Annotated in this window: 21 protein-coding genes and 2 pseudogenes; 15 read left to right on the plus strand and 8 right to left on the minus strand. The window is 73.1% G+C overall.

The features are described 5' to 3' along the window. Positions 1-27: 27 nt before the first annotated feature. Positions 28-324 (minus strand): DUF4235 domain-containing protein, encoded by a 297-nt coding sequence (locus ACFV20_RS11330; protein WP_031108703.1) that lies wholly within the window; start codon positions 322-324, stop codon positions 28-30. Positions 325-359: 35 nt separating this feature from the next. Further along, positions 360-1,382, minus strand: coding sequence for a glutathione S-transferase family protein (locus ACFV20_RS11335; protein WP_385655122.1), 1,023 nt, complete (start codon positions 1,380-1,382; stop codon positions 360-362). 101 nt (positions 1,383-1,483) lie between these two features. On the opposite strand from ACFV20_RS11335, the gene ACFV20_RS11340 reads away from it, so the two are divergent. After that, a complete protein-coding gene (locus tag ACFV20_RS11340) occupies positions 1,484-2,443 on the plus strand; it encodes a cation diffusion facilitator family transporter (protein WP_385655123.1) in 960 nt (319 codons plus the stop codon). An 87-nt stretch (positions 2,444-2,530) separates the two neighbouring features. On the opposite strand, the gene ACFV20_RS11345 is transcribed toward ACFV20_RS11340, so the two are convergent. Both ACFV20_RS11345 and ACFV20_RS11350 read right to left on the minus strand, forming a co-directional pair. Beyond that, positions 2,531-2,977 (minus strand): nitroreductase family deazaflavin-dependent oxidoreductase, encoded by a 447-nt coding sequence (locus tag ACFV20_RS11345; RefSeq protein ID WP_385655125.1) that lies wholly within the window; start codon positions 2,975-2,977, stop codon positions 2,531-2,533. Positions 2,978-3,083: 106 nt separating this feature from the next. After that, positions 3,084-3,716, minus strand: coding sequence for a LysE family transporter (locus ACFV20_RS11350; RefSeq protein ID WP_385655126.1), 633 nt, complete (start codon positions 3,714-3,716; stop codon positions 3,084-3,086). Between the two features lie 440 nt (positions 3,717-4,156). Between ACFV20_RS11350 and ACFV20_RS11355 the strand changes: the two genes are divergently transcribed. From ACFV20_RS11355 to ACFV20_RS11375, 5 genes and pseudogenes are all read left to right on the plus strand, one after another. After that, complete coding sequence (locus ACFV20_RS11355) at positions 4,157-5,353, plus strand: cytochrome P450 (RefSeq protein ID WP_385655128.1); 1,197 nt, start codon at positions 4,157-4,159, stop codon at positions 5,351-5,353. A gap of 12 nt (positions 5,354-5,365) precedes the next feature. Beyond that, positions 5,366-5,563 (plus strand): ferredoxin, encoded by a 198-nt coding sequence (locus ACFV20_RS11360; protein ID WP_385655130.1) that lies wholly within the window; start codon positions 5,366-5,368, stop codon positions 5,561-5,563. Between the two features lie 212 nt (positions 5,564-5,775). After that, positions 5,776-5,952, plus strand: a pseudogene (locus ACFV20_RS11365) (DUF1348 family protein); the annotation flags it as partial. Between the two features lie 40 nt (positions 5,953-5,992). Then, positions 5,993-6,529, plus strand: coding sequence for a flavoprotein (locus ACFV20_RS11370; protein WP_385655132.1), 537 nt, complete (start codon positions 5,993-5,995; stop codon positions 6,527-6,529). Between the two features lie 106 nt (positions 6,530-6,635). Continuing rightward, positions 6,636-7,604, plus strand: coding sequence for an aldo/keto reductase (locus tag ACFV20_RS11375; RefSeq protein WP_385655134.1), 969 nt, complete (start codon positions 6,636-6,638; stop codon positions 7,602-7,604). A gap of 16 nt (positions 7,605-7,620) precedes the next feature. Here ACFV20_RS11375 and ACFV20_RS11380 read toward each other — a convergent pair whose 3' ends face one another. Then, positions 7,621-8,463, minus strand: coding sequence for a phytanoyl-CoA dioxygenase family protein (locus tag ACFV20_RS11380; protein WP_385655135.1), 843 nt, complete (start codon positions 8,461-8,463; stop codon positions 7,621-7,623). 211 nt (positions 8,464-8,674) lie between these two features. Here ACFV20_RS11380 and ACFV20_RS11385 point away from each other — a divergent pair, with 211 nt between their 5' ends. The 3 genes and pseudogenes from ACFV20_RS11385 (at position 8,675) to ACFV20_RS11395 (ending at position 12,611) form a co-directional block, all read left to right on the plus strand. After that, positions 8,675-9,559 carry a helix-turn-helix domain-containing protein gene (locus tag ACFV20_RS11385; RefSeq protein WP_385655308.1) on the plus strand — a complete coding sequence of 295 codons (885 nt, stop codon included), beginning with the start codon at positions 8,675-8,677 and terminating at the stop codon, positions 9,557-9,559. A 370-nt stretch (positions 9,560-9,929) separates the two neighbouring features. Continuing rightward, a pseudogene (locus ACFV20_RS11390) lies at positions 9,930-10,757 on the plus strand (RNA polymerase sigma factor); the annotation flags it as partial. 471 nt (positions 10,758-11,228) lie between these two features. Further along, a complete protein-coding gene (locus ACFV20_RS11395) occupies positions 11,229-12,611 on the plus strand; it encodes an RICIN domain-containing protein (protein ID WP_385655310.1) in 1,383 nt (460 codons plus the stop codon). 12 nt (positions 12,612-12,623) lie between these two features. On the opposite strand, the gene ACFV20_RS11400 is transcribed toward ACFV20_RS11395, so the two are convergent. Beyond that, positions 12,624-13,883: an SLC13 family permease gene (locus ACFV20_RS11400; protein ID WP_385655312.1), complete on the minus strand. Its 1,260-nt coding sequence runs from the start codon at positions 13,881-13,883 to the stop codon at positions 12,624-12,626. 168 nt (positions 13,884-14,051) lie between these two features. Then, positions 14,052-16,439 (minus strand): SpoIIE family protein phosphatase, encoded by a 2,388-nt coding sequence (locus ACFV20_RS11405; RefSeq protein WP_385655137.1) that lies wholly within the window; start codon positions 16,437-16,439, stop codon positions 14,052-14,054. A 257-nt stretch (positions 16,440-16,696) separates the two neighbouring features. Between ACFV20_RS11405 and ACFV20_RS11410 the strand changes: the two genes are divergently transcribed. From ACFV20_RS11410 to ACFV20_RS11420, 3 genes are all read left to right on the plus strand, one after another. Continuing rightward, entirely contained in the window at positions 16,697-19,786 is a 3,090-nt protein-coding gene (locus tag ACFV20_RS11410) for a glycoside hydrolase family 2 TIM barrel-domain containing protein (RefSeq protein ID WP_385655139.1), read from the plus strand. Between the two features lie 149 nt (positions 19,787-19,935). Then, entirely contained in the window at positions 19,936-22,179 is a 2,244-nt protein-coding gene (locus tag ACFV20_RS11415; RefSeq protein ID WP_385655140.1) for a glycoside hydrolase family 9 protein, read from the plus strand. An 83-nt stretch (positions 22,180-22,262) separates the two neighbouring features. Further along, entirely contained in the window at positions 22,263-23,054 is a 792-nt protein-coding gene (locus tag ACFV20_RS11420) for an alpha/beta fold hydrolase (protein WP_385655141.1), read from the plus strand. A 33-nt stretch (positions 23,055-23,087) separates the two neighbouring features. Here ACFV20_RS11420 and ACFV20_RS11425 read toward each other — a convergent pair whose 3' ends face one another. Continuing rightward, a complete protein-coding gene (locus ACFV20_RS11425) occupies positions 23,088-24,011 on the minus strand; it encodes a sigma-70 family RNA polymerase sigma factor (RefSeq protein WP_385655143.1) in 924 nt (307 codons plus the stop codon). 172 nt (positions 24,012-24,183) lie between these two features. Between ACFV20_RS11425 and ACFV20_RS11430 the strand changes: the two genes are divergently transcribed. From ACFV20_RS11430 to ACFV20_RS11440, 3 genes are all read left to right on the plus strand, one after another. Further along, positions 24,184-24,429 (plus strand): hypothetical protein, encoded by a 246-nt coding sequence (locus ACFV20_RS11430; protein ID WP_062930854.1) that lies wholly within the window; start codon positions 24,184-24,186, stop codon positions 24,427-24,429. 3 nt (positions 24,430-24,432) lie between these two features. Beyond that, positions 24,433-24,810, plus strand: a complete 378-nt coding sequence (locus ACFV20_RS11435; RefSeq protein ID WP_385655145.1) for a toxin Doc — start codon at positions 24,433-24,435, stop codon at positions 24,808-24,810. Positions 24,811-25,140: 330 nt separating this feature from the next. Further along, entirely contained in the window at positions 25,141-26,763 is a 1,623-nt protein-coding gene (locus ACFV20_RS11440) for an RICIN domain-containing protein (protein WP_385655146.1), read from the plus strand. The last annotated feature ends 225 nt before the right edge of the window (positions 26,764-26,988 follow it).

Here is a 26,988-nt window from a genome sequence, read left to right on the forward strand (position 1 = left end):
TCGCCGGGCGGGGGCCGGACGGCCGTGTCAGTCCCGGCCGCCCTTCTCGCCGACCGGCCACGTGCCGGTCGAACGCTCGATGGCCTTGGCGCCCGCGCGGTCCACGGCGCTGCGCACCACCGCGAAGATCGCGCCCTGGATCGCGGCCGCCAGCAGGACTTCGCCCCAGCCACGGTCCTTGTCCAGTGCGTCCGGCGCGTCCTCCTCGTGCCGGATCGCCATCCACGTCTTGCGGAAGGCCAGCCCGGCCAGCCAGCCGCCCGACCAGCCCAGGACGAACCCCAGGGGCTGGTACGCGAGGGACATCTTCTTCTTCTTGGCCACGGGAGCTCCTTGATCGATGAGGGGATTGAGTGTGGTCAGGGGGTGTGCGCCGCCGGGATCCGCTCCTCGGCGCGGACCGGCCCGGGCAGTGTGCCGTCCCCGAACGGCCTGCCGCCCAGCTCCTCACGGTGGTGGGGGGTGAGCCAGCCGGACAGGTCCGGGCCCAGCGGCACGATGCGGGTCGGGTTGATGCCCGTGTGCACCTGGTAGTAGTGGCGTTTGATGTGGTCGAAGTCGACGGTGTCGCCGAACCCCGGTGTCTGGTACAGGTCGCGGATGTACGCCCACAGCACCTGGTTCTCCGTCAGCTTCCAGCGGTTGCACTTGAAGTGGCCGTGGTACACGGCGTCGAAGCGGACCAGGGTGGTGAACAGCCGGATGTCCGCCTCGGTGATCGTGTCGCCGACCAGGTACCGCTGCCGCTCCAGCCGCTCGGCGAGCAGCTCCAGCCGTCGGAAGACCCCGGCGCAGGCAGCCTCGTACTCCTCCTGCCCGGTGGCGAAACCGGCCCGGTAGACGCCGTTGTTGACGTCCCGGTAGACGTCCGCCATCACCTCGTCGATCTCGTCGCGCAGCTTCTCCGGGTACAGGTCGGGCGCGCCCTCCCGGTGCAGGGCCGTCCACTCGGTCGCGAGGTCGAGGGTGAGTTGCTGGTAGTCGTTGGTCACCAGCCGCCCACTGGGTACGTCCACGATCGCCGGCACGCTGACGCCGCCGGGGTAGTCGCTCTCCCGGCGGTCGTAGGCCTCGCTGAGATAGCGGATGCCGAGAACCGGGTCACGGCCGTCCTCGTCCAGCGTGAAGCGCCAACTGCGGTCGTCCTGGATCGGGTCGGCGACGGCCAGGGACAGGGCGTCCTCCAGGCCGAGCAGCCGCCGGGAGACCAGCGACCGGCTCGCCCACGGGCAGGCACGGCTGACGACCAGACGGTAGCGTCCGGCCTCCACCGGCCAGCCGTCCCGGCCGTCCGCGGTGATGCGGTCCGAGAAATGCGCCTTGGACCGTTTGAACGCCCTCCTTCCGTACTCGGTGTTGCCGTCGCCGTCGTCGCGGCTCATGGGGGTGACCTCCTCTGCCGTACGTGGGCCCTGGTGAACGCGTTCCCCGTTTTCCGTCGACCCCACGGTGTGAGTACCCCCGACCGGGGCAATCGGCGGAGGTGACTGATGAAGGAAGTGATCACAAGACACGCGTCACCGTGCTGGTGGCGCTCGCGGCCAATCTGGTGATCGCGGTCGCCAAGGCCATCGGCGGTCTGGCGGCCGGTTCACCGGCCCTGCTGTCGGAGGCGGCCCACTCGGTGGCCGACAGCCTCAACGAGGTGTTCCTGCTCGCGGCACTGCGCCGCAGCCGCCGCCCCGCCGACCGGCGTCACCCGTTCGGCTACGGCAAGGAGCGGTTCTTCTGGTCGCTCCTCGCGGCCGTCGGGATCTTCGTGATGGGCGGCTGCTTCTCCTTCTTCCAGGGCTTCGAGGCCCTGACCACCGAGACGGAGGAGAAGCTCAGCGGCTATGTGGCCGGCCTGATCGTGCTCGGCGTCGCCCTCCTCGCGGAGGGCGCCTCGCTGCTGCGGGCGCTGTACCAGGTGCGACGGCAGGGCGGCATGGGCTCCGGGCTGCGCGATCCGGCGCTGCGCACCGTCGTCGCCGAGGACGGCACCGCCGTGCTCGGCGTCACGCTGGCCATCGTCGGCATGGCGCTGCACATGGTCACCGGCCAGGCGGTCTGGGAGGCCTCGGCCTCACTCGCGATCGGCGCGCTGCTCGTCTACGTGGCCTTCCGGCTGGGCCGCGACGCACGTGACCAGCTGATCGGCGAGGCGGCCGACCCCGAGGCCACCGGGCGGATCTGCGCGCTGCTGCGGGCCCAGCCCGAGATCGACAGTGTGGAAGCGCTGTTCACGATGAAGACCGGACTCGACACGGCTCTGGTGGCCGCCCGCGTCGACCTGGTGCCCGGACTGGACAGCGAGCGCGTCGAGGAGGTCGCCGTGCGTATCAAGCGCTCCATAGCCCGGACGGTGCCCGAGGCCGATGAGATCTTCCTCGACGTGACCGATCGTCCGGCCGGCGAGGCAGCGGAAAGCCCCGCCGCGACGGGGGAGCGCGGCGGGGCCTGAACCTCGCGTGCCCCGACGCGGCCGGTTCACACACACGAGGCGGAAGATTTTTCGGCCGGCTGCCCGCACCGGGCCGCCGGCCCGCCCTCAGCCCTCGGCCGGCTCCAGGACGAACACCGGAATCTCCCGGTCGGTCTTCTTCTGGTAGTCGGCGTACGCCGGGTAGGCGGCGACGGCCCGCTCCCACCAGGCCGCCTTCTCCTCGCCCGTGACCTCACGCGCGGTCATGTCCTGCTTCACCGGTCCGTCCTGGAGCTCCACGTGCGGATCGGCGCGCAGGTTGAAGTACCACACGGGGTGCTTCGGCGACCCGCCGAGGGAGGCCACCGCCGCGTACCGTCCCTCGTGCTCCACCCGCATCACCGGTGTCTTGCGCAGTTTCCCGCTCCTGGCGCCGCGCGAGGTCAGGACGACGACCGGCATCTTCGAGCCCTGCAGCGTCGTCCCCTCGGTACCGCCGGAGCTCTCGTACAGCTCCACCTGCTTGCGCACCCACTCCGTCGGGCTGGGTTCGTACTCGCCTTCGAGCGGCATGACATCCGTCCCATCGTCGCGTCCGTGGCTCATCGCCATCTGCCGTCAACAACCCTGCCCCGGGGAATCATCCGCACCCGCGGGATCGGGCTGGAAGCACACCCTGTCATCCCGGAGCCAGCGCCATGCGCACGGCGAGCGCCGTCATCACCCCGCTCGCCACCCATGCCGTCGCCAGCCGGCCCCGACGGCCGGTCAGCGCCCGGCCCAGTAGTGCCCCGCTCCCGGCCAGCAGCACCTGCCAGCTCGCGGACGCGGCGAAGGCGGCCACGACGAACACGCCCTGTTCCAGCGCGCCGGCCGGGCTCGTCGCCCGGGATCCGAGGACGAGGGCGGCGAAGTAGATGACGGTGGTGGGATTCAGCAGGGTGATGCCCAGCAGCCCCAGATAGGCCCGGGCGGGGCTCGGGGGAGCGGGGGCGGACCGGGTCGCGAGGCGATGGCCGCGGTACTCGCGCAGCGCGGTGAGCGCGCCCCGCGCCGCCAGCACGAGCAGCACCAGCACGCAGATCCACCGCAGCGGCCCGAGCACCGGCCGCAGCGCGGACGCCAGGGCCGTGCCCCCGAGGGTGGCCGCGAACGCGTAGAGCCCGTCCGCGGTGGCGACGCCGAGAGCCGCGCAGACACCGGTGCGCAGGGTGGTGCGGGCGGAGAGGGAGACGAGGTAGGTTCCGACAGCGCCCACCGGGACGGCGATGCCGTACCCCGCGAGCAGCCCCGCGACGAGCGCGGCCGTCATGAGCGCGGCGGCGTCGGTCCTCCGGGGCGGCGGGACTGCTGCTGTCGGCGCGCGGCGGAGGCGGCGGCGGACAGCGGCAGGAGAACAGTGAACGTGGGCATGGCCGGATCCTGCGGCCTGCCTCGTCCTTGCGGCAACAGGTTTTCGCCCCGGCACCCGCGCCCCGGCACCCGCGCCTCGGCGCTCCGGTACGGGCCACTGCCCCGCACATCGGACCCCGCCAGGCCCGAGGGCCCGCCACCGACGGCTCCCGGCACCCCCGCGGCACCTGCCCCGCAGGCCCGGCACCGGCCCCCGGCCACCGCCGTTCGAACGGGGGGACGGCATTCCCCGGCCATGTTGCCGCCGTGGGCGATCTGGCCGAACTTCGCGTCGTCCTTTAGGTGCCTGGGGCATCTAATGAAGATCGGCACGACGCACTACTCGTCTGCGAGGTCTCCATGACGGAAACGACCGCACCCGTCGCCTTCCCCCAGTCCCGGACCTGCCCCTACCACCCGCCCGCCGCCTACGACGCGCTGCGCACCGAACGCCCCCTGACCCGGATCACCCTCTTCGACGGCCGCGAGGCCTGGCTCGTCAGCGGGCACGCCACCGCCCGCGCGCTGCTGGCCGACCCGCGCCTGTCGTCCAACCGAGACCGGCCGGGCTTTCCCGCCCCCACCCCGCGCTTCGCCGGGATCCGCAACCGCAGAACGGCCCTGCTGGGCGTCGACGACCCCGAGCACCGCATCCAGCGGCGCATGGTCGTCGGGGACTTCACCCTCAAGCGGGCCGCCGAACTCCGGCCACGCATCCAGCAGATCGTGGACGAACGGCTCGACGCGATGATCGACCGGGGGCCGGTCGCCGACCTGGTGAGCGCCTTCGCCCTGCCCGTGCCGTCCATGGTGATCTGCGCCCTGCTCGGCGTCCCGTACGCCGATCACGACTTCTTCGAGGCCCAGTCGCGGCGGCTGCTGCGCGGCCCGGAGGCCGCCGACGTCCTCGACGCCCGTGACCGGCTGGAAAAGTACTTCGGCGACCTGATCGACCGCAAGCAGCGGGAGCCCGGCACCGGCCTGCTGGACGACCTGGTCCACCGGCAACTGCGCGAGGGCGCCCTCGACCGGGAGGGCCTGATCGCCATGGCCCTCATCCTGCTGGTGGCGGGCCACGAGACGACCGCCAACATGATCTCGCTCGGCACCTTCACCCTCCTCCAGCACCCCGAGCGGCTCGCCGAGCTGCGCGCGGACCCCGGGCTCCTGCCCGCCGCGGTCGAGGAGCTGATGCGGATGCTGTCGATCGCCGACGGCATGCTGCGCCTGGCCGTCGAGGACATCGAGGTGGCGGGGACGACGATCCGCAAGGGGGAGGGGGTGGTCTTCGCGACCTCCGTCATCAACCGCGACGAGACGGTCTACCCCGATCCGGACACGCTCGACTGGAGCCGCCCGGCCCGGCACCACGTGGCGTTCGGCTTCGGCATCCACCAGTGCCTCGGCCAGAACCTCGCCCGCGCCGAGCTGGAGATCGCCCTGCACAGCCTCTTCGACCGGCTGCCCGGCCTGCGCCTGGCCGTCCCGGCCGAGGAGATCCCCTTCAAGCCCGGCGACACCATCCAGGGGATGCTGGAACTCCCCGTGACCTGGTAAGGGCCGGCACCCATGCGCATCGACATCGACCAGGACGTCTGCATCGGCGCGGGCCAGTGCGCCCTGACCGCCCCCGGCGTGTTCACCCAGGACGACGACGGTTACAGCACCCTGCTGCCCGGCGGCGAGGGCAGCGGCAGCCCGCTGGTGCGGGAGGCGGCCCGGGCCTGCCCGGTCGGCGCCATCACCGTGTCCGAGCGGGTGAGCTGACCCCGGATCCCGTCCGGCGCCCCGTCTCGTCCGGCGCCCCCTCTCCTCCGGCGTCCAGGAGCCGCCGGGCCGCCTCGCGCGCCTCGGCCGCGGGCTCGGCGCTCCTGGTGACGCCCGCCGTGACCATGGCACCCTCGGCCGGCAGGAACAGCTGCCCGGCCGGCGCGTCCGACCGCCCCGCCGCCGCCACGAGAGCCCGGAGGTACTCCCGGAACGCCCGCGACCCGCAGAAGGTCTCCCTCGCCTCCTCGCCGGACGCCGTCCGGCGCAACCGCGACACCTTCGTCACCGGCCGCGCCGAGATCGCCGCGTTCCTGACCCGCACGTGGGAGCGCGAGCGGGAGTACGCCCTGCGCAAGGACCTGTGGACCTTCGACGGACGACACCTTCCCCGTCCGGTGCGCCGGCACGGTCGCTAGGGTTACCCGGATGACCGACCAGGCCGCCCGCAAGCCCTTCCTCTACGTCGTCGTCTGCGCCGCCGGCATCGCCGAGGACGTCGGCCGGCTGATCACCGCCGCGCAGGAACGGGACTGGGAGGTCGGCGTCATCGCGACACCCGTCGCCATGAACGGCTTCTTCGACACCGCCGCCGTCGAGGCTCTGACGGGCCGCCGCATACGCTCCGCCTGGCGCTCACCCGGCGAGCCGCGCCCGTTCCCGGCGCCCGACGCCGTGGTCGTCGCGCCCGCCACCTTCAACACCGTCAACAAGTGGGCGGCCGGCATCGCCGACACCCTGGCCCTGGGCACCCTGTGCGAGGTGGCGGGACTCGGGGTGCCGGTCGCCGTCCTGCCGTGCGTGGCGGACGCCCTGGCCGCCCATCCCGCCTACCGGGACAGCCTCGAACGGCTGCGGGGGATGGGCGTGCGGTTCGGGGAGCCGTACGCCGGAGAGCCCGGGGAGGGCGGCGGCCGGCCGGAGTTCGGGTGGGAGCGGGGCCTGGACCTGGTCGAACGCCGCTGACGGACCGGCCCGTTGCACCCGCTGACGGCCCGTCCGGCCGCGTCTTCGAGCGCACACGAACACGTACGCTCCCCGTGGAACCCTCCCGAAGGCAGGAGCAGCAACGATGCAGTACGTGAAGCTCGGTTCGACGGGCCTGGACGTCTCGCGGATCTGTCTGGGGTGCATGACCTACGGTGTGCCCGACCGCGGCACCCACGAGTGGACCCTCGACGAGGAGGCCTCGCGCCCGCTGATCCGGCAGGCGGTCGAGGCGGGGATCAACTTCTTCGACACGGCCAACGTCTACTCCGACGGCACCAGCGAGGAGATCGTCGGCCGGGCCCTGCGCGACTTCGCCCGCCGCGACGACATCGTCCTCGCGACGAAGGTGCACGGCCGGATGCGGCCCGGACCGAACGGCGGCGGCCTGTCCCGCAAGGCGATCATGACCGAGCTCGACCGGAGCCTCACCCGCCTCGGCACCGACTACGTCGACCTCTACCAGATCCACCGCTTCGACCCGGACACCCCGGTCGAGGAGACGATGGAGGCCCTGCACGACGTCGTCAAGGCGGGCAAGGTCCGCTACATCGGGGCCAGTTCGATGTACGCCTGGCAGTTCTCCAAGGCCCAGTACACCGCCCGCCTGAACGGCTGGACCCCCTTCGTCTCCATGCAGAACCACTACAACCTGATCTACCGCGAGGAGGAGCGCGAGATGCTCCCCCTGTGCGCGGACCAGGGCGTGGGCGTCCTGCCCTGGAGCCCGCTCGCCCGCGGCCGTCTCACCCGGGACTGGGACACCACGACCGAGCGCAGTGCCACCGACGCCTTCGGCGGCAGCCTGTACCAGGAGGGTGACCGCACGATCGTCGAGGCGGTCACCCGCATCGCCGGCGAACGGGGCGTCCCCCGCGCGCAGATCGCCCTCGCCTGGCTGCTCCACCAGCCCACGGTGACCGCGCCGATCGTCGGCGCGTCCAGGCCCGGGCACCTGGAGGACGCGGTGGCCGCCGTCGAACTCCGGTTGAGCGACAAGGAGCTGGACGAGCTCCAGGCCCCGTACGGGCCCCACCCCATCGCCGGGCACTGAACGCACCTGCCGGAGGTCAGTGGGGGCCCTGCGGCGCGAACTCCGTTCCGCAGGGCCCCGCCCCCTCGCTCTCCGCCAGTTCCACGCCCACCCCGTTCATCGTCAGCGTCCGGTAGAACCGCCCGATCCGCTCGGCCGAGCGGCCCACGTAGTGGCCGATGAACGACCGCCGGAACCGCTCGGCCGCCCGGTTCGGCTGCGACCCGTGCACCAGGCTCCCGTTGAAGAACAGGACATCCCCCGGCGCCATGTCCACGGGAACCGGTGTCAGCCCGTCCGGCGGTGGAACGAACTCCCGGGCGAACGACACCTCCTCGTCGGCGAGCTCCGGGCAGAACAGGTCCATGCGGTGCGTGCCCGGCACGACCTCCAGCCCGCCGTTCTCCCGGTCGATCACGTCGCAGGCCACCCACGCCGCCACACACGTGCCCGGCTCCACCCGCAGGTAGAAGTTGTCCTGGTGCAGTGCCTGGCCCCGGGCCCCCGGCGGCTTGAAGTAGAACATGCTCTGCGCGGCCAGGACCTCCTCGCCGAGCAGTGCCTCCAGGACCGTCCGCAGCCGGGCGTCCAGCAGGACCTCGCGCGCGAGGTCGTTGATCTCGTGCGGGTGCATCACCCGCGGCCACACGTGCAGGGGATCGGCACCCGGCTCGTCCGCCGCCCGGGGCTCGAAGTGCCCGGGCACCGCACCGGCCGCCCGGAGTGCCGCGAACTCGCCGCACAGCCGCTCCGTCTCATCGGCTCCGAAAAGCCCGCGCACCACCGTGAAGCCGTCCTTCTCGAACGTCTCCCGGTACCGCCGGAGCCCGGCGGGGTCCAGGATGGGTTCGCCGGTGGCCCCGTTGTCCGTGACGGTCATGAGCGCTCCCCTTCGGTCGGGTGTCATCGGTACGAAACGCTAGGCCGACCGGCTGCCGAGGAGGATGCCCGTGGATGCTGACGGATTGCCCGGGACTGCTGCCGGGCGACAGGGCGAGAAGGCCGCGACCACCGTGGCCCCTGCGGCTGACACGACCCCCACGACCGCGACCACCACCGCGGCCGACGGGGATCCCGCCCCGCCGCCCGGGCTGGTCGTGCTGGGCCACTTCGACCAGCGGTCCGGCTACGGCGTCAACCGCCCGCAGGGCTCCGCGAGCTGGCTCTTCACCTGGACCACCGCGGGCGCGGGCCGGCTGCGGCAGGGCGGTGCCCGCACCTCGGCCGGCGCCGGGGCCCTGGTCGTGCTCGCCCCGGGTGTCCCGCACGGCTACGGCGTCGAGCCCGGTGCCGGGCACTGGCGGTTCTGGTGGGCGCACTGCCAGGCCCGCCCGTCCTGGGCCGCCTGGCTGCGGCCCTACGACGCCGGGCACGGGATGTACGTGATCCCCTCCGCCCCGGCCGGGGTGCGCGGGCGCGTGGGGGCGACGTTCCGGCGGATGCACGCCGACGCACGGTGGACGGGCACCGGAGCACCGCCCGACGAGCCGCCGCCGGACGAGTCGTCACCGGACGAGTCGTCACCGGACGGGCAGATCGCCGTGGCGCACGGCAGCGCGGCACGCGAACTGGCCCTGTGCGGGCTGGAGGAGATCGTCCTGCTCACCACCGCGCGCCCCCGGCCGACGGACCCCCCGCCCGGCCTCGACGCCCGTGTGCGCCGCGCCCAGGAGCTGATCGACGCCGACCCCGGAGCCCCGCACACCGTGCAATCGCTCGCGGAGAGCGTCGCGCTGTCACCGTCCCGCTTCGCCCACCTGTTCAGCAGCCGGCTCGGCCGGTCGCCCATGCGCGCGCTGCGCGAGGCGCGGCTGCGCCATGCCGCCCGGCTGCTGGAGGGCACCGACCTGCCCGTGGAACGCGTCGCCGCCGCCTCGGGTTTCGCCAGCCCGTTCCACTTCAACCGCGTCTTCCGCGCGCGCTACGGGGAGCCGCCCGGGGCGTACCGTGCGCGGCACGCCGGCCGGTCCGGCTGAGGGCCTATTGGTTCCGCCGCAGGCCTCGAAAGGCAGATGCGGAATCAACGGCGACCGCATGAGCTGCTGCTCGCCAGGTGGCCCAAAGGTTGCCGTACGGCCGGTGCGGGCGCGCGAAATGCGAGCCGATAAAGATGCAGACGGCACTGAAATGCCTTTCGCCGCGCTCGTTGACTTCCTGTCAAATAGCGTCGGCGGCAGGCGTAAAGCACGAAACCGTACGCTCACTTGTTCCCCGTCCCTGACCTGTGCAAAGGTGTGCCCTGTCGGCGTGCCCCCACACGCCTTTCTTTCGTATGCGCGAGGCCGTCGGCCGGCATACCCCTTGGTATGGACTTTTTTTCCGTATGTCCTTGAGAGGAATGCAGCCGTGAAAGACGCAGGCCCGTCGAATTCCCCGGCCTCGGTCCGCGGGTTCGGTGCGACGGACGAGCAACTGAGTGCGGAGCTCAGGAAGTGGACCGGGGCGACGCCCGCGCTTCACCCCGTCGGCGAACTGCTGGACCGGCACTGGGAGGCGGCCTTCGCCTACGCCCGGCTGTGCACCGACGGCCCGCGCTCCGCGGGCATGCTCACCACCGCGGCCTTCACCCGGCTCTTCGGCGAGACCCTCCGGCAGAACGGCCCGACGTCCGCGTGGCGGCCCCATCTGCTGCTCACGGTGCGGCGCATCGCGGCCGAGTGGGCGGGCGACCACCGCTGCGACATGCTCCACCCCGAGCTGCTCGCCGGAACCGGTGAGGGGGAGCGGCCCGCCTCCCGGCTGCTGCCGTCGCGGCACCGGCGCCTGCTGTCCGGGGCCTTCCAGCGGCTGCCCCAGTCCGCGCGGTGCCTGCTGTGGCACGTGGAGGTCGAGGCCGAACCGCTGACGTCCCCGGCCGGACTGCTCGGTCTGGACGAGGAGGGGGCCCGCGTCGAACTGGGCCGGGCCCGGGACCGGTTGCGCGAGGAGAGCCTCCAGCTCCATCGCGAACTCGCCCCCGACGAGGAGTGCCGGCGCTATCTGCGCCTGCTCGACGTGACGTACCGACGTGGCGGCATCGACATCGACCCCGATCTACGCGCGCATATCGAGGGGTGCGGGCACTGCAGCGCCGCAGCGGACCAGCTCGACCGGTTCAACCACGGTCTCGGCGTGGCCCTGTCGGAAGCGGTGCTGGGCTGGGGTGGGCGGGGATACGCGGAGGTCCGTCTGGGTGAGGCGGGGGAGAGCGCGGCGGAGCGGGGGAGCCCCGCGGGAACGGCCGCCGTGGCCGGCACGGCAGCCGCCGAGACCCCGGCCTTCGCCGCGCGCGCACTGTTCCCCGACCCGGTGGCCCTGGCACGCGAGGTCTTTCCCGACCCGGACCCCCTGTCCTACGAGATCATCCCGGACCCGCCACGTGAGGCTCCCCCCGGCCCGGCCGGTGCCGCGGGCAGGGCTTTCCCGAGATCGGCAGGTGCGGCGGATGAGGGCTTCGCGGGGTCTGCCGGTGCGGGGCGTGAGGGTTTCCCGGGGTCGGCAGGTGCGGCGGGTGAGGGCTTCGCGGGGTCGGCCGCTGCGGCGGGTGAGGGCTTCCCGGGGTCGGCCGGTGCCGGGCGTGAGGGCTTCCCTGGCTCGGCCGGGGCGGCGGGGCGGGGCTTCTGGGGGCCGGCAGGTGCGGTCGGCGAGGCCTTCTCGGGGCCGGCCGTGGCGCGTGAGGCCTTCCCCGGTCCGGCCGGTTCCGCGCCGGGCGCCTTCCCGGGCTCGGTTCGTGCGACGCCCGGGACCTTCTCCGGGCCGGCCTCGGAGGCGCCCGGGACCTTCTCCGGGCCGGCCTCGGAGGCGCCCGGGACCTTCCCCGGGGCGGCCCCGGAGGCGCACGAGGGGTTTCCCGGGCCCACTGCCGGCCCACGTGAGGCCTCGCGGCTTCCGGTCGAGACGGCTCATGCGGCCTTCCCCGCCCAGAACGCAGCCCCCGGTGCGGCGCACGAGAACGTCGCGGACCCGGTCGCCCTCGCCGGTGCGGTCGGGGAGTCGTTCACCGACCCGGGCGGCCCCGCAGCCCTGCCGCCGTTCCCGCCCCCGGCCGAACGTGCGGCACCCGCTTCGGCGCCGACCCGCGCCGCGGCGCCCGCGCGCCCGCGCCACCGGCCCGAAGGCGCGCGCGCCGCGGCCCGGAGAGCCGCCCACAAGGCCGCCCGCCGCGGCGCCCGGCGGCGCAACCTCACCGCCGGGATCCTGACCGTCAGCGGCCTCGTCGTCCTGCCGCTGGTCCTGTGGTCCACCGGCGACTCCGGCGACAACGCCCCGGCCGGTGCGGACCGGCCCGCCGGGGAGGCACCCGACTCCGACGCGGGCGACCCGACCACCGACCCGTCCCGCACCGGCACGGGCGACGCACAGAAGGGCGCCCTGCGCGGCCGGCTGCACAACGTCGCCTCGGACCTGTGCGTGGGCATCGAGGGCGAGAAGGCGGTCCGGGGCGGCGAGGCCGAACTCACCACCTGCTCCACGGACGCCGCCCAGCAGTGGACGTACGAGACCGACGGTCTGCTGCGCAACGGGGCCGCCCCCGACCTGTGCCTCGACTCGCGGCTCGGCTACTCCGTGCGGCTGGCTCCCTGCGCGGGCCCCTCCCGGCCGGACCCGAAGAACATCCGCTACGACTTCACCCTGCAGGGCGCCCTGGTGCCCCGCTGGGACCAGGACCTCGCCCTGGCGCCCGCCGCGACCGACGGCTCGGGAGCCCTGGTCGTCAAGGCCCGCCGGGACGAAGACGTCCAGCGCTGGGTGATCGACACCGCCAAGGCCGACCTCCAGATGCAGGCCGTCAACTGGAACGCCGCCGTCCCGGCCGCCCCCGCCACGCCCACGCCGTCCCCCCGCCCCACCCCGTCGAAGACGCCCGACCCCGCGCCGGCCCCCACCGGCTCCCCGGTCCCGCAACCGACGCCGAGCAGCCCGGCCGCAACCGAGTCGCCCTGCGACCGCTACGGCTATGACTGCGACTCCGACGGCCGGTACGGCACCCCGGGCGACGGCTACCCCGGCTACGGCTACGGCGGCCACGGCGGAGGCGGCCGCCGCTGACCCGGGAAGGGCTCAGACGCCGACGACGGTCAGCGACACCCACAGGGCGGCCACGGCCGACACCAGCGCGGCCGGTACCGCGAGCAACCCGAGCCGGGTGAACTCACCGAGCCCCACCCGTTGCCCGTCCTGCTGGACGATCCGCCGCCACAGCAGGGTCGCCAGCGATCCCGCGTACGTCAGGTTGGGGCCGATGTTCACGCCGAGCAGCACCGCCAGTACGGCACCGGGCCCGGACCCGGCGGTCAGGGGCAGCAGCACCAGCACGGCGGGCAGGTTGTTGATGAGGTTCGCCAGCACCGCCGCCAGCACGGCCACGCCCAGCAGCGCGAGCAGGCCCGATCCGTCGGGCAGCACACGGCGCAAGGCGTCGGCGAGCCCGTGGTCGACGACCGCGCGCACCACGACGCCGAGCGCCAGCACGAACGCCAGGAACGCCGGGGCCGCGGACCGCACCACCGTGAGCGGCGTGGCCCGCCGCCGTACGAGTGCCCGGCCGGCCAGCACCAGCGCTCCGGCCAGAGCGGCCCACGCCGGCGCGACGCCCACCGCGGACGCCACGACGAACCCGGCCAGGGTGCAGCCGACCGTGACGAGGGCGAACAGCGGGAGCGGTTCCGGACGCGGCGCGGGGTCGGGGGAGGGCGGAGGGGCCGTGAGTTCCTCGTCGAAGAACCGCCGGAAGACCAGGTACTCCGCGGCGATGGCGACCAGCCAGGGCAGGGTCATGAGCACCGCGAAGCGGGTGAAGCTCAGCCCGCTCGCGGTGAAGGCCAGCAGATTGGTGAGGTTGGAGACCGGAAGCAGCAGCGAGGCCGTGTTCGACAGGTGGGCGCAGGCATACAGGTGCGGCCGTGCCCGGACGCCCATGCGGGTGGCGGTGGCGAGCACCACGGGAGTCAGCAGGACGACCGTGGCGTCGAGACTGAGTACGGCCGTGATCACGGACGCCAGGGCGAACACCGCGGTCAGCAGCCGTGTGGGGCGCCCCGCCGCCCAGCGGGCCATCCACGCCCCACAGGCCGTGAAGAGCCCTTCGACGTCGCAGAAGTGGGCGAGCACCAGCACGGCCGCGAGGAAGCCGACCACGGGCCCGAGCCGCTGGATCTCCTCCCAGGCGTGGTCCGGTGAGATCACCCCGAGGGCGATGGCGAGCCCGGCGGCGGGCACCGCGAGCACGGCCTCGGGCAGGCCTTTCGGGCGGGCGACGGCCCAGACGAGCACGGCGGCCAGCAGTGTCACGGACAGGACTTCGGCGAGCGGGGTGTTCAGGGCGGGGTCCTCCGGAGCGTGATCTGGCCGTGCCGACCCATGAAAGCAGCCGATGGTAAGAGAACCACCGTCACCCCCGCCCGGCCCGGGGGCCCGCCCTCGCTCGCGAACACCGGAAGAGGCCGCGCTCCGGCTCGGCCGCGCCCCCGCCCGGTCGGGAGGGCTGGCTCAGATCTCCTCGTCGAGCAGGGCCAGCTCGGCCCAGATGGTCTTGCCCTCGCTCGTGTGCCTGCTGCCCCACCGCTGGGTGAGCTGGGCGACCAGGAGCAGACCGCGGCCGCCCTCGTCCCAGGTCTTGGCCCGGCGCAGGTGCGGCGCCGTGTGGCTGGTGTCGGACACCTCACAGATCAGCGTGGCCGCGTCATGGATCAGCCGGAGCCGGATGGGCGGTGCGCCGTAGCGGATGGCGTTGGTGACCAGCTCGCTCACCACCAGCTCGGCGGTGAACACGGCCTCGTGCAGCCCCCAGCGCTCCAGCTGGTCGACGACCTGCTTGCGGATGGGGGCCACCAGCGCCGGGTCGGCAGGGATGTCCCAGGTGGCGACCTGGGAGGCCGGCAGGCCGCGGGTGCGGGCCAGCAGGAGGGCCACGTCGTCGCTGGAGCCGCCCGGCGGAAGCAGGGTGCTCAGCACGCGGTCGCAGATCTCGTCCAGGGAATCGGCGGGCTCGGACAGCGCCTCGCGGAGCATCCGGCCGCTCGCGTCGACGTCCCGCTCGTGGCTCACGAGCAGCCCGTCCGTGTGAAAGGCCAGGATGCTGCCCTCCCGCAGCTCCACCTCGGCCGCCTCGAACGGCAGCCCCCCGACCCCCAGCGGAGGCCCCGAGGGCAGATCCAGCTGGTGCGCCGGGCCGCCCGGCGGCACCAGCAGCGGCAGGGGGTGCCCGGCCCGGGCCAGCGTGCAGCGCCGCGACACCGGGTCGTACACCGCGTACAGGCAGGTCGCGCCCAGCTCGCCGGTCGCGTCGTCCCCTCCGGACTCCGCGGACAGCCGGACGACCAGGTCGTCGAGGTGAGTGAGCAGCTCGTCGGGGGCCAGGTCGATGTCGGCGAGGGTGCGGACGGCGGTGCGCAGCCGGCCCATGGTGGCCGAGGCCTGGATGCCGTGGCCGACGACGTCGCCGACGATCATGGCGACCCGCATCCCCGACAGCGGGATCACGTCGAACCAGTCGCCGCCCACGCCGGAGCGGGTGGCCGGCAGGTAGCGGGAGGCGGCCTCCACCGCCGCCGTGCGCGGCAGAGTGCGGGGCAGCAGACTGCGCTGCAGGGTGAGGGTCGTCTCGCGCTCGCGTGAGTAGCGGCGCGCGTTGTCGATGCAGACGGCGGCCCGGGCCGTGACCTCCTCGGCCAGCAGCACGTCGTCCGGGGTGAACGCCTCCTGGCGGCGAAAGCGGGTGAAGACCGCCACGCCGAGGGTGGTGCCCCGGGCCTGGAGCGGCACGGACATCGTGGAGTGGATGCCGTACTCCTGGATCCGCCGGTGGCGCACCGGGTCCCAGGCGAGCCAGCGTTCGAGGTCGCCGGACGCGCCCGAGGCCACGACGGTGTGCCCCGCCACCAGGGAGGCGGCCTGCGGGGAGTTCTCCGGGTAGACATCCACCTGCCCGGGCTCGGCGACGGCCTCCGGGCTGCCCTCGTTGACCGACTGGTGGGCGGACCGGCGCAGGCTCAGCGGCGGTACCGGCGGCCCGGCGGACTCGTCGCCGAGCTCCCGGGGGTCGAGCAGGTCGACGCTGACGAAGTCGGCGAGGGCCGGCACGCACACGTCCGCCAGCTCCTGGGCGGTGCACGGGACGTCGAGGGTGGTGCCGATGCGCACACTCGCCTCGTTGACCAGCAGCAGCCGCTCCCGCGAGCGGTACTGGTCGGAGAAGTCGTGGGCCGTCACGCAGACACCGCGCACCCGGCCGGTGCCGTCGGTGAGCGGCGCCATCCTGGCCAGCCAGGCGTGGGCCCCCCGGCTCTCACCGGTCGCCTTCATGTACGTCTGCATGTCCTGCCGCCGGCCGGTGTCGAGCACCCGGCGCAGGTACTCCTCGAGCTCGGCGTTCTGCGGCCGGCTGCCGATGTCGGTGGGCTTCAGGCCCAGCATCCGCGCGGCGGGCAGTCCGAGGAGGTCCGCCATGGCGTCGTTGAGGCCGCGCAGCCGCAGCCGCTCGTCGAAGATCATCGTGGCGCAGGGCGACTGTGTCAGTGCCATGCGCACCAGCGGATCGTCCGGCAGCCCCCGGCCGCCGGCGTCCGGCGGGGACACCGCGAGCCAGTCGGTCGCGTGCGGCCCGTCGGGCGGTCTGCGGTGGGCGAGCACCCAGACGGACACCGGGTGGCCGTCGCGGTGGCGCAGGGTGAGGGTGCCGCTCCAGCGGGAGTCGTCCGTCACGGTGGGCGGCTCCGCGCCGTCGGCGAGCAGCGCGGCGGCCGGGCGGCCCACGACCTCGGCGGCCGTATGGCCCAGCAGACGACGGGCGCCCTCGCTCCACTCGGTGAGCGTGCCGTCGGCGGCGATGACGGCACGGGCGGCCACGTCATCGTCGAACGCCTCGTCCGGGCTCATCGTCGCGACTCCATACGGACACTCACAGTGAACAGGGAGGTCAGTTGAGTTCCAGCCTAGTCCGTAGGCGCCCGGCATGGACCGGTAACCCCGCCGCCGCCTCCGCCGCCGGGGGTGAGGAGCACTTCCGGCCGAAGTGATCGCCGGCGCAGAAGGAAGCCGACGCACCCTTGACGATCGTCCATGACGCCTCGACAGAATCTGTTTGTTCACGATCAGTTGTGAGTACTTTTGGGTCTTGATGAGGGAGCGTCTCCATGTCGGTCATGCGCAGATCCTTCTTGCTCGCCTCCGCGGCGGCGCCCGCGGCCGGAGCGCTGCTCGGCGCCCCGGAGGCGTGGGCCGACGGGGAGGCGCGCGACGCGTCCGGCCGCCGGACCGTCGCACTCCGCGACGGCTGGCGCTTCGCGCTGGTGAACCCGGGCGGCATCACCGACCCGACCGGCGCCTACGCGGGCGCCCACCTCCCCGGGTACGACGACTCCGGATGGCGCGAGACGGCCGTCCCGCACGACTGGAGCATCGAGCAGACCCCCACCACCGACCACGGCACCACCAGCGGCACCGGCTTCCTCCCGGGCGGCCTCGGCTGGTACCGCCTGGCCTTCACCCTGCCGCCCGCCCTCGCCGGCCGGCGCGTCTCGGTGGAGTTCGACGGCGTCTACATGGACTCCACCGTCTACTGCAACGGCACGGAGGCCGGCCGTCACCCCTACGGCTACACCGGCTTCGCCCTCGACCTCACCGACCTGGTGCACACCGACGGCACCACCGAGAACGTGCTCGCCGTCGAGGTCCGCAACCGGCTCCCCAGCAGCCGCTGGTACTCGGGCAGCGGCATCTACCGCGAGGCCCGCCTGGTGATCACCGAGCCGGTGCACGTCGCCCGGTGGGGCACTCGCGTCACCACGCCGGAGATCTCCGCCGAGCGCGGCGTCGTCCGGGTCGCCACCTCCGTCGTCAACGCCTCCGGCCGGGCCGCCGACGTCGAGGTCGTCTCCCGCATCACCGACCGCGAGGGCCGCACGGTCGCCCGTACCTCCTCCACCGCCGCCGTCTCCGGCGAGCACACCGAGACCCACGAACTCGCCGTCCGCCGCCCCGACGTGTGGGACTTCGCGACACCGCACCGCTACACGCTCCACACCGCACTGCGGGTCGGCGGCAGGACCACCGACACGTACCGCACGGTCTTCGGCTTCCGCACCTTCCGTTTCGATCCGGACGAGGGCTTCTTCCTCAACGGCACCCGCCACAAGATCAAGGGCGTCGACCTCCATCACGACCTCGGCGCGCTCGGCGCCGCCGTCAGCGTCGACGCCGTGCGCCGCCAGCTGGAGATCATGCGCTCCATGGGCGTCAACGCCCTGCGCACCTCCCACAACCCGCCCGCACCCGAGGTGATCCGGGTCTGCGAGGAGCTCGGCGTCGTCATGCTGGTGGAGGCGTTCGACTGCTGGCGGACCGGAAAGAACCCGTACGACTACGGCCGCTTCTTCGACGAGTGGTGCGAGCGGGACGCCACGGAGATGGTGCTGGCGGCCCGCAACTCGCCCGCCGTACTGGCCTGGTCCATCGGCAACGAGATCCCCGACTCCACCTCGACCGCCGGCCTCGCCATGGCCGACCGGATCATCGGGGCGGTCAAGGCCGCCGACGACACCCGGCCGCTGGTCATCGGCTCCGACAAGTACCGCCGCCTGCCCGCAGAGGGCTCCGCGGCCGATCTGATGCTGGCCAAGCTGGACGGCCTCGGCCTGAACTACAACACCGCCAAGTCGGTCGACCGGTTGCACGCGGCCTACCCGCACCTGTTCCTCTTCGAGTCCGAGTCGTCCTCGGAGACCTCCACCCGTGGCGCCTACCAGGAGCCCGAGCACCTCAACACCGGCGAGAACCACACCCCGGGCAGACGCGCGACCTCCTCCTACGACAACAACCTCGCCTCCTGGACCATGAGCGGCGAGTACGGCCACAAGAAGGACCGGGACCGTACGTGGTTCGCCGGGCAGTTCCTCTGGTCCGGCATCGACTACATCGGCGAACCCACCCCGTACGACGTCTTCCCGGTCAAGGCCTCCTTCTTCGGCGCCGTCGACACGGCCGGCTTCCCGAAGGACATGTACCACCTGTTCCGGAGCCAGTGGACGGGCGAACCGATGGTCCACCTGCTGCCGATGACCTGGAACCACGAGAAGGGCGACACGGTCGAGGTCTGGGCCTACGCGAACGTCGGCACGGTCGAGCTGTACCTCAACGGCAGGTCCCTCGGCGTACGGCGGTTCGACACCAAGAAGACCCTCGACGGCCGCACCTACCTGGAGACGACCGAGGCGACCGGCGACGACAAGACGTTCACCGACGGTCCCTACCCCGGCAGCTACACCAGCCCCAACGGCAGCGCCGGCAAGCTCCACCTGACCTGGAAGGTGCCGTTCGAGCCCGGAGAGCTGAAGGCCGTCGCCCGGCGGGGTGGCAAGGTGGTCGCGACCGACGTGCTGAGCACCGCCGGACCGCCGCACGCGATACGCCTGACCGCGGACCGCCCCTCCCTCCCCGCGGACGGCCGCTCCCTGGTCTTCGTGACCGCCGAGGTCGTCGACCGGCACGGCGTGGTGGTGCCCGACGCGGAGCACCTGCTGTCCTTCGCCGTGGCGGGCGGCTCCCTCGCCGGGCTCGACAACGGCCGGCAGGAGAGCGCCGAGCGCTACCGGGCGAGCACCCGCACCGCCTTCCACGGCAAGGCCCTCGCCATCGTCCGGTCCGGGACGAAGGCCGGCACGGTGCGGGTGACCGCCCGGGCCGAGGGCCTGCGCTCCGGCACCACGACCGTACGGGCCACCCGGGCCGAGGACCGGGCCCGGACAGCACCGGCGGCCTTCCGGCCCGAGCACCCGGCCCCCGCCGGCCACCCCCGGGCGGACGCGAGCTACTCCGGGCGCCCGGACACCCTGCCCGCCGCCATGCTCGACGGCGACCCGGCCACCGGCTGGTCCAACGGCTTCTTCAAACAGGCCACGCCCCTGCTGCCGGCCTTTGATGGGGCACGGGCCGAGGACTGGGTCTCGGTCGACCACGGGCGCACCCGCGGTTTCGACCGGGTGGAGGTCTCCTTCACGGTGGACGCCACGCACAGCCTGCCCGCGGCGATCGAGGCGGCGGTCTGGGACGGCCGCGCGTGGCAGCCGGCGCGGCACACCGAGATCGACTGGGCGACCGCCTCCGACGCCCCCACCGTGATCACGTTCGCGCCCCTCCGGGGCTCCCGTATCCGGCTCACCCTGACGAGCCGCCACCCCGGCGAGGCGCGGGGCGCGATACGCATCAGTCGACTGGACACCGTCTAGGTCCGACCCGGTCCGGACGGGCGCCGAACAGTCAGTCCCGTCCGGACCGTTGACGAGGCGTCACATCTGCCACAACCATGGCCTGCGTCCGCATCTGGGAGCGCTCCCACGCCGAGCGTCACCCCGCACCTCCGACGAGGAGCCCAGACGTGAAACGACGCAGAACCGCCCTGCTGTCCCTGACGGCCCTGCTGGCGACCGCGCTCACCGCGCTTCCTGCCGCACCGGCCGGGGCCGACGAGGTCGAGCAGGTCAGGAACGGCACCTTCGACACCGACACCGCCCCGTGGTGGACGACCAGCAACGTCACCGCGGGCCTGTCCGACGGCCGGCTCTGTGCCGACGTCCCCGGCGGCACCACCAACCGCTGGGACGCCGCCGTCGGGCAGAACGACATCACCCTCGTGAAGGGGCAGTCGTACCGCTTGTCCTTCAGCGCGAGCGGGACGCCCGCCGGGCACGTGGTGCGCGCGATCGTGGGCCTGTCGGTGTCGCCCTACGACACCTACCACGAGGTGACACCGCAGCTCAGCGTCTCCGGCGACCGCTACTCCTACACCTTCACCTCGCCCGTCGACACCGCGCAGGGCCAGGTCGGCTTCCAGCTCGGCGGCAGCGCGGACCCCTGGCGCTTCTGCATGGACGACGTCTCGCTGCTCGGCGGCGTGACGCCGGATCCGTACGAGCCCGACACCGGGCCCCGGGTACGCGTCAACCAGGTCGGCTACCTGCCGGCCGGCCCGAAGAACGCCACCCTCGTCACCGACGCCACCACGAAGCTGCCCTGGCAGCTGAAGAACTCCGGCGGGAGGATCGTCGCCAAGGGCACGACCCTGCCCCGCGGCGTCGACGCCTCCTCCGGGCAGAACGTCCACTCCATCGACTTCGGCGCCTACCGCGCCAAGGGCACGGGCTTCACGCTCGTCGCCGACGGCGAGACCAGCCGGCCCTTCGACATCGGCGCGAGCGCCTACGAGCGCCTCCGTCTCGACTCGGCGAAGTACTACTACACCCAGCGCAGCGGCATCGCGATACGTGACGACCTGCGGCCCGGCTACGGGCGCCCGGCCGGTCACGTGGGAGTGGCACCCAACCAGGGCGACACCGACGTGCCCTGCCAGCCGGGCGTCTGCGACTACAGCCTCGACGTCAGCGGCGGCTGGTACGACGCCGGTGACCACGGCAAGTACGTCGTCAACGGCGGCATCTCCACCTGGGAGCTGCTCAGCACCTACGAGCGCGCCCGGCACGCCCGCACCGGGCAGGCGGACGCACTGCGCGACGGCACGCTCGCCATCCCGGAGAGCGGCAACAAGGTCCCGGACATCCTCGACGAGGCACGCTGGGAGCTGGAGTTCCTGCTGAAGATGCAGGTGCCCGACGGCAGGCCCCTGGCGGGCATGGCCCACCATAAGATGCACGACGAGCAGTGGACCGGCCTTCCGCTGCTGCCGAGCGACGATCCGCAGAAGCGCGAACTGCATCCGCCGTCCACCGCCGCCACCCTGAACCTGGCCGCCACGGCCGCGCAGGCCGCCCGCCTGTACCGCCCCTACGACAGGGCGTTCGCCGGCAAGGCGCTGACCGCCGCCCGCAAGGCCTGGTCGGCCGCGCTCGCTCACCCCGACCGCCTCGCCTCCGACAGCGACGGCATCGGCGGCGGCGCCTACGCGGACAGCGACGTCACCGACGACTTCTACTGGGCGGCGGCCGAGCTGTACCTGTCCACCGGGGAGAAGCGCTACGAGGAGTACGTCCTGACGTCCCCGGTCCACACGGCCGACCTGTTCAAGCCCATCGGCTTCGACTGGGCCCGCACCGGCGCGGCGGGCCGGCTCGACCTCGCGACCGTGCCGAACGGGCTGCCCGGCCGCGACGCGGTGCGCCGGTCCGTCGTCCAGGGCGCCGACCGCTACCTGGCCACCCTCCGGGCGCACCCCTACGGCATGCCGTACGCGCCCGACGGCAACACCTACGACTGGGGCTCCAGCCACCAGGTCCTCAACAACGCCGTCGTCCTCGCCACCGCGTACGACCTCACCGGCGCCTCGAAGTACCGCGACGGCGCGCTCCAGAGCATGGACTACATCCTGGGCCGCAACGCGCTGAACATCTCCTACGTCACCGGCTACGGCGAGGTCAGCGCGCACAACCAGCACAGCCGCTGGTACGCCCACCAACTCGACCCCGCACAGCCCAGCCCGCCGAAGGGCACCCTCGCCGGCGGACCGAACAGCGGCATCCAGGACCCCTACGCACAGAGCAAACTCCAGGGCTGCGTCGGACAGTTCTGCTACATCGACGACATCCAGTCCTGGTCGACCAACGAGCACACGATCAACTGGAACGCCGCCCTGACCCGCATGGCCTCCTTCGTGGCGGACCAGGCGTAGCGGCAAGGGCGGGGGCCGGGCCGCCGCGTGCCGGGGGAGTCCGCCGGGAGGACGCCTCCGGCACGCGCGCGTAGCCTGGTGTCATGCCAGCGGTGCGGGTCGACGGCATCGAGGTCGCGTACGACCGGGTGGGCCAGGGCCCGCCCCTCGTGCTCGCTCACAGCGCCATCGCGGACGCCCGGCTGTTCCGCCCCCAGACCGAGGACCTGGCCGACGAGTTCACCGTCGTCGCCTGGGACGAACCGGGCGCGGGCCGTTCCTCCGACGTCCCCGCCTCCTTCACCCTCGCCGACTACGGCCGCTGTCTGGCGGCCGTCATCGAGGACGTCGGCCTCGGCCCCGCCCACGTCCTCGGCGCGTCCTGGGGCGGGACCGTCGTGCTGGAGCTCTACCGGCACCACGCCGAACTCGTCCGGACGCTGCTCCTCGTCGACACCTACGCGGGCTGGAAGGGGTCGCTCCCGGCGGCGGAGGTGCGGTCGCGGGCCGAGGGGGCGGAGCGCATGCTCGCGGTCCCGGCCGAGGCGTTCGCACCGACCCTGCCCGGCCTGTTCGCCGGGCAGCCGCCCGCCCAAGCCGTCCGCCTGCTGTCGGTGATGTCGGCCGACACCCGGCCGCGGAGCATGCGGACCCAGCTGACCGCCATGGTCGAGGCGGACCAGCGCGACCTGCTGCCGAAGATCGAGGTGCCGACGCTCCTGCTGTGGGGCGAGCTCGACGCCCGCTCACCCGTGGAACCCGTGGCGCACCAGTTCCTGGGAGCGATCCCGCGGGCCACGCTGGTCGTGCTCCCGGGCATCGGGCACCTCAGCAATCTCGAGGCGCCGGAACCGTTCAACCGGACCGTCCGGGAGTTCTGCCAGGCGCACTCCTGACCGGGCGCCCGGCGACGCCCCGGACCGGCGCGCTCACGCGGCCGGCCCGGGCAGGTGGGCGAGTTTGTCGGGGTTGGCCACGACGTAGATGCCGCGCACCCGGTCGCCGCGCGGGGTGAGGTCCAGGACCAGGACGGCGAACGGCTCGTCACCGTCGAACAGCACGGCCGCGTCGTCGCCGTTGACCCGCCGGTAGCGCCAGACCGGGTGGTCCGGGCCGCCCCGCCCGGCGGTGAGCAGGCGGGCCACCTTGTCCCGGCCGTGCACCGGGCGCAGACCGGCCCGCCTGCGCTTGCCGCCCGCGTCGGTCCACGCCGTGACGTCCGGCGCCAGCACCTCCATCAGCTCGGCGAGGTCCCCGCCGAGCGCGGCCCGTACGAACCGCTCGGTCGCCTCGCGCCGCACCCGCGGATGCGCCTCGAACCGCGGCCGCCGGGCGCGCACGTGCTCCCGGGCCCGGTGCGCCAGCTGGCGCACCGCGGCGGGGGAGCGGTCGATGATCTCCGCGATCTCGGCGTGCGGGTAGCCGAACACCTCACCCAGCACGAACACCGCCCGCTCCAGCGGTGTCAGCGACTCCAGGACCACCAGCATCGCCAGCGACACCGACTCGGACCGCAGGGCCGGGCCCTCGGCGTCCTCCGCGGCGACCAGCGGCTCGGGCAGCCACGGGCCGACGTACGTCTCCTGCCGGCGGCTGATCACGGCACGGCGGCGCAGCGCGTGGTTGACGGCGACCCGCACGAGATAGGCGCGCGGGTGGTCGACGCCGGACGGCGGAGCGCCCCCGCAGCGGGCCGTCCAGGACAGCCACGTCTCCTGCAGCACGTCCTCCGTGTCGGCGACACTGCCGAGCATGGTGTAGACGACGCCGAACAGCAGCTCGCGGTGGTCGACGAACACCCCGGTCGCCGCGTCGAAGGGGGCGTCGGTCGGGGGTACGGGGATCTCGGTCATGGGGGCCTCCTCGGGCGCGCTCACCCCTGCGAGCCGGACAGCGCCCCGATATCTGACACTCCACGCCCCGATGTGACCCACCTCTCAGTCCGGGTGTCGGCCCGGTACCGTCCAGTGCCCTTGCTGACCTGGGCATATTTACGCGCCAGTACCCGAGCGGTACCGTGAAGCCATGCCAGCTCTCAACGTGGAGTTCAGCGACCGCGAACTTGAGGACCTCAGGCAGATCGCCAAGGAGCGCGGTACGTCGATGAAGGCGCTCGTGCGGGAAGCGGCCGCGGCCGACATAGCCCGCCACCGGGCCCTGCAGGAGGGCGCGGAGGCCTTCCGCCGGTTCTTTTCCACCCACGCCGACGAGTTCGCCGCCGCCTTCCCCGACGACGAACCGCCCGCCAAGGGCGAAGGGCGGGCCGCCTGACCCATGGCGCCCGTGATCCATATCGATGTGCCCTGGCTGCTGCAGCGCCATGAAGAGGTCCTGCCCGACCAGCCCACCGTCAACGATTTCTCCGCGCTGGTCGCCGCCGTCGCCCGGCACCGCGTCGACCCGCCACGCCTCGGGGTGAACTCCGACCCGGCCTGGCGGGCCGCCGCGCTGCTGCACACCCTCACCGTGCTGAGGCCGCTGCCCTCGGCCAACGCCCGCTTCGCCTGCGCGACCGCCGTGGCGTACATGTTCGTCAGCGGCGTCGGCATCGACCCGCCCTACGGCGCCCTCGTCGACCTCGCCCGCGACCTGCTGTCCGGCGCCATCGACGTCTACGGCGCGGCGGACCGGCTGCGCTCCTGGCAGATCTGAGGAACCGGCCCCGATGCCCGATTCACACAGGCCGCAGGGAAATGTCGAAAACGAGTGCGGGCGGCGCACATCCGTTCCCCGTTTCTGACTTTCTGTCAATGGCGCGGATGTGGTCCGGGCGCCTTGTTGGCCGTGTGGGGGTTGTGCAAGAGTGAAACGCGCGTGCGGGGGGAATGGCCGGGTGTCGCACGTGTTTTGTGGACCACGTCCGATTCGCCGTCGGTGAATTCGCACCTCCCGCGCCGCGCCAAAAAAGGTACGCACCAACCGGGCCTCCTTTTTCGGCGCCAGGTCTTCTGTGTGTCACATGCGTGGGAAGGAACCATCTCAGTGCCCACCCCCCACCCCCCTCGCCCCCCGTATCCCCCGCCCGGCGGGGATCCGGGGGAATCCGATGAATCTCTCGCCGCACCGCTGAGAGGCAGTCCGGAGGGCGGGGTCGCCGCCCACTCCGTCGCACTGCTGATGGCGCGGCACCACCAGGCGGTGCATGACTACGCGGTCATCTGTCTCGCCTCGTCGGCTCAGGTCGCCGCCATGGTGACCGGCACCGCCTTCCACCGCACCCTCAACCGACTCGCCTTCGGCGAATCGGCCGTCGCGTTGCGCCCGGTCCTTCTCGTGACCGTGCGGGACACGATCCGTGAGTGGGCCGGCGACGATCGAATATCGGCCGTTCTGCCCGCATTGCAGAAACCGGCCGGAGGGCGGGGGCTGCGCGCGGCGACCTCCATGACGCCCGAAAATCGAATCCTCGCGGAGCGGGCATTCCAGGCACTTCCCGCGGTGGCGCGCTGTTTGCTCTGGCATGTCGAGGTCGAGGCAGATCCTTTAAACGTCCCGGCCGGCCTGCTGGGCATGGACGCCGACAACGCCTCGGCGGCCCTCGAACAGGCGCGGGACACATTCCGTGAGGGCTGTGTACGCGCCCATCGCGAACTCGCACCGACCTCGGATTGCCGCTTCTACAACCGCCTTCTCGACGTGCCGATCCGCCGGGGCGGCGCACTGCTGCCGGACGTGCAGCAGCATCTGGACGAGTGCCGCTACTGCCGGCACGCGGCGGAACAACTCAGCCACTTCGAGGGCCCGCTGGGCCAGTTGATCGCCGAGGCGGTGCTCGGCTGGGGCGTCCGCCGCTACCTCGACTCGCGCCCCGGGCGGGCCCCCCATGGCACCCGGGGCGCTCGCGCGGGGCGGCGCGGCGGCGGACGGCGCGGCGGTGGACGGCACGGGCTGCTGTCCCGGCTCCCCGTGCCCGCCCGGGCTTCCGGGGCGCTGCGCTCCCCGCGGGCGCTGCTGTCGGGCGTCGGCGCGGTCTCGGCCGGGGTGCTGGCGACCGTGCTCATCATCAGCGCGTCCTCCTACGACGGCGGTGAGGCCGACCCGGCCGGCTCCAACAGCGCCGCCGGCGGCAACGGCTCCGCCTCGGCGACGCCGCCCGGCACCGCCGGTCTTCCCGCGGCCCAGGCAGTGACCAGGCTGCGCAACACCGGCGCCGACCTGTGCCTCGACATCCGCGACCTGCCGAAGGAGGGCTCGGGCACGAAGCTGGCGCAGTGCTCGACGGTGTGGACGCAGCAGTGGACGTACGAGGACGACGGGCTGCTGCGCAGCGTCGCCGATCCCGGGCTGTGCCTGGACTCCCACAAGGACGCAGGTGTCGTCGTCCTCGGCACCTGTGCCGACGAGGATGCCGAGCGGGCCGACGACGTGCGCTACGACCTCACCGTGCAGGGGGAGCTGCTGCCCCGCTGGGACGAGCGACTGGCCCTCACCCCGGCCGACGACGAGCCGGACGCCGACATCGTCGTCAAGGTCCGCGACCGCACCTCCGACGCCCAGCGCTGGCTGTCGGAGCCGCTGCCGACGGCGGAGGGCTCCCTGTCGATCGAGGAGCAGGAGGACCCGGCCGCCCGGCAGGTGACCCTGTCCCAGGGCCGCACCGGCTGACGGAGAGATCCGGCGCCCGAACGGGGCCGCGCGGCGAACGCGCCGCGCGGCCCACACCGGGTCCTCGGCCCACACCGGGTCCTCGGCCCACGCAGGGTCCTCGGCCCACGCAGGGCCCTCGGCCCACGCAGGGCCCTCGGCCCACGCAGGGCCCTCGGCCCACGCAGGGCCCTCCTCGGCCTGCGCCTGGTTCTCGGCCCACGCAGGGCCCTCCTCGGCCTGCGC

The organism is Streptomyces sp. NPDC059696 (assembly GCF_042733745.1).
GTDB lineage: Bacteria > Actinomycetota > Actinomycetes > Streptomycetales > Streptomycetaceae > Streptomyces.

Coding starts and splice junctions, on each gene's coding strand:
- ACFV20_RS11335 (WP_385655122.1), bottom strand. CDS start 1,382: ATGAGCCGCGACGACGGCGACGGCAACACCGAGTACGGAAGGAGGGCG.
- ACFV20_RS11345 (WP_385655125.1), bottom strand. CDS start 2,977: ATGCCGCTCGAAGGCGAGTACGAACCCAGCCCGACGGAGTGGGTGCGC.
- ACFV20_RS11350 (WP_385655126.1), bottom strand. CDS start 3,716: ATGACGGCCGCGCTCGTCGCGGGGCTGCTCGCGGGGTACGGCATCGCC.
- ACFV20_RS11355 (WP_385655128.1), top strand. CDS start 4,157: ATGACGGAAACGACCGCACCCGTCGCCTTCCCCCAGTCCCGGACCTGC.
- ACFV20_RS11360 (WP_385655130.1), top strand. CDS start 5,366: ATGCGCATCGACATCGACCAGGACGTCTGCATCGGCGCGGGCCAGTGC.
- ACFV20_RS11370 (WP_385655132.1), top strand. CDS start 5,993: ATGACCGACCAGGCCGCCCGCAAGCCCTTCCTCTACGTCGTCGTCTGC.
- ACFV20_RS11375 (WP_385655134.1), top strand. CDS start 6,636: ATGCAGTACGTGAAGCTCGGTTCGACGGGCCTGGACGTCTCGCGGATC.
- ACFV20_RS11380 (WP_385655135.1), bottom strand. CDS start 8,463: ATGACCGTCACGGACAACGGGGCCACCGGCGAACCCATCCTGGACCCC.
- ACFV20_RS11405 (WP_385655137.1), bottom strand. CDS start 16,439: ATGAGCCCGGACGAGGCGTTCGACGATGACGTGGCCGCCCGTGCCGTC.
- ACFV20_RS11410 (WP_385655139.1), top strand. CDS start 16,697: ATGTCGGTCATGCGCAGATCCTTCTTGCTCGCCTCCGCGGCGGCGCCC.
- ACFV20_RS11420 (WP_385655141.1), top strand. CDS start 22,263: ATGCCAGCGGTGCGGGTCGACGGCATCGAGGTCGCGTACGACCGGGTG.
- ACFV20_RS11425 (WP_385655143.1), bottom strand. CDS start 24,011: ATGACCGAGATCCCCGTACCCCCGACCGACGCCCCCTTCGACGCGGCG.
- ACFV20_RS11430 (WP_062930854.1), top strand. CDS start 24,184: ATGCCAGCTCTCAACGTGGAGTTCAGCGACCGCGAACTTGAGGACCTC.
- ACFV20_RS11435 (WP_385655145.1), top strand. CDS start 24,433: ATGGCGCCCGTGATCCATATCGATGTGCCCTGGCTGCTGCAGCGCCAT.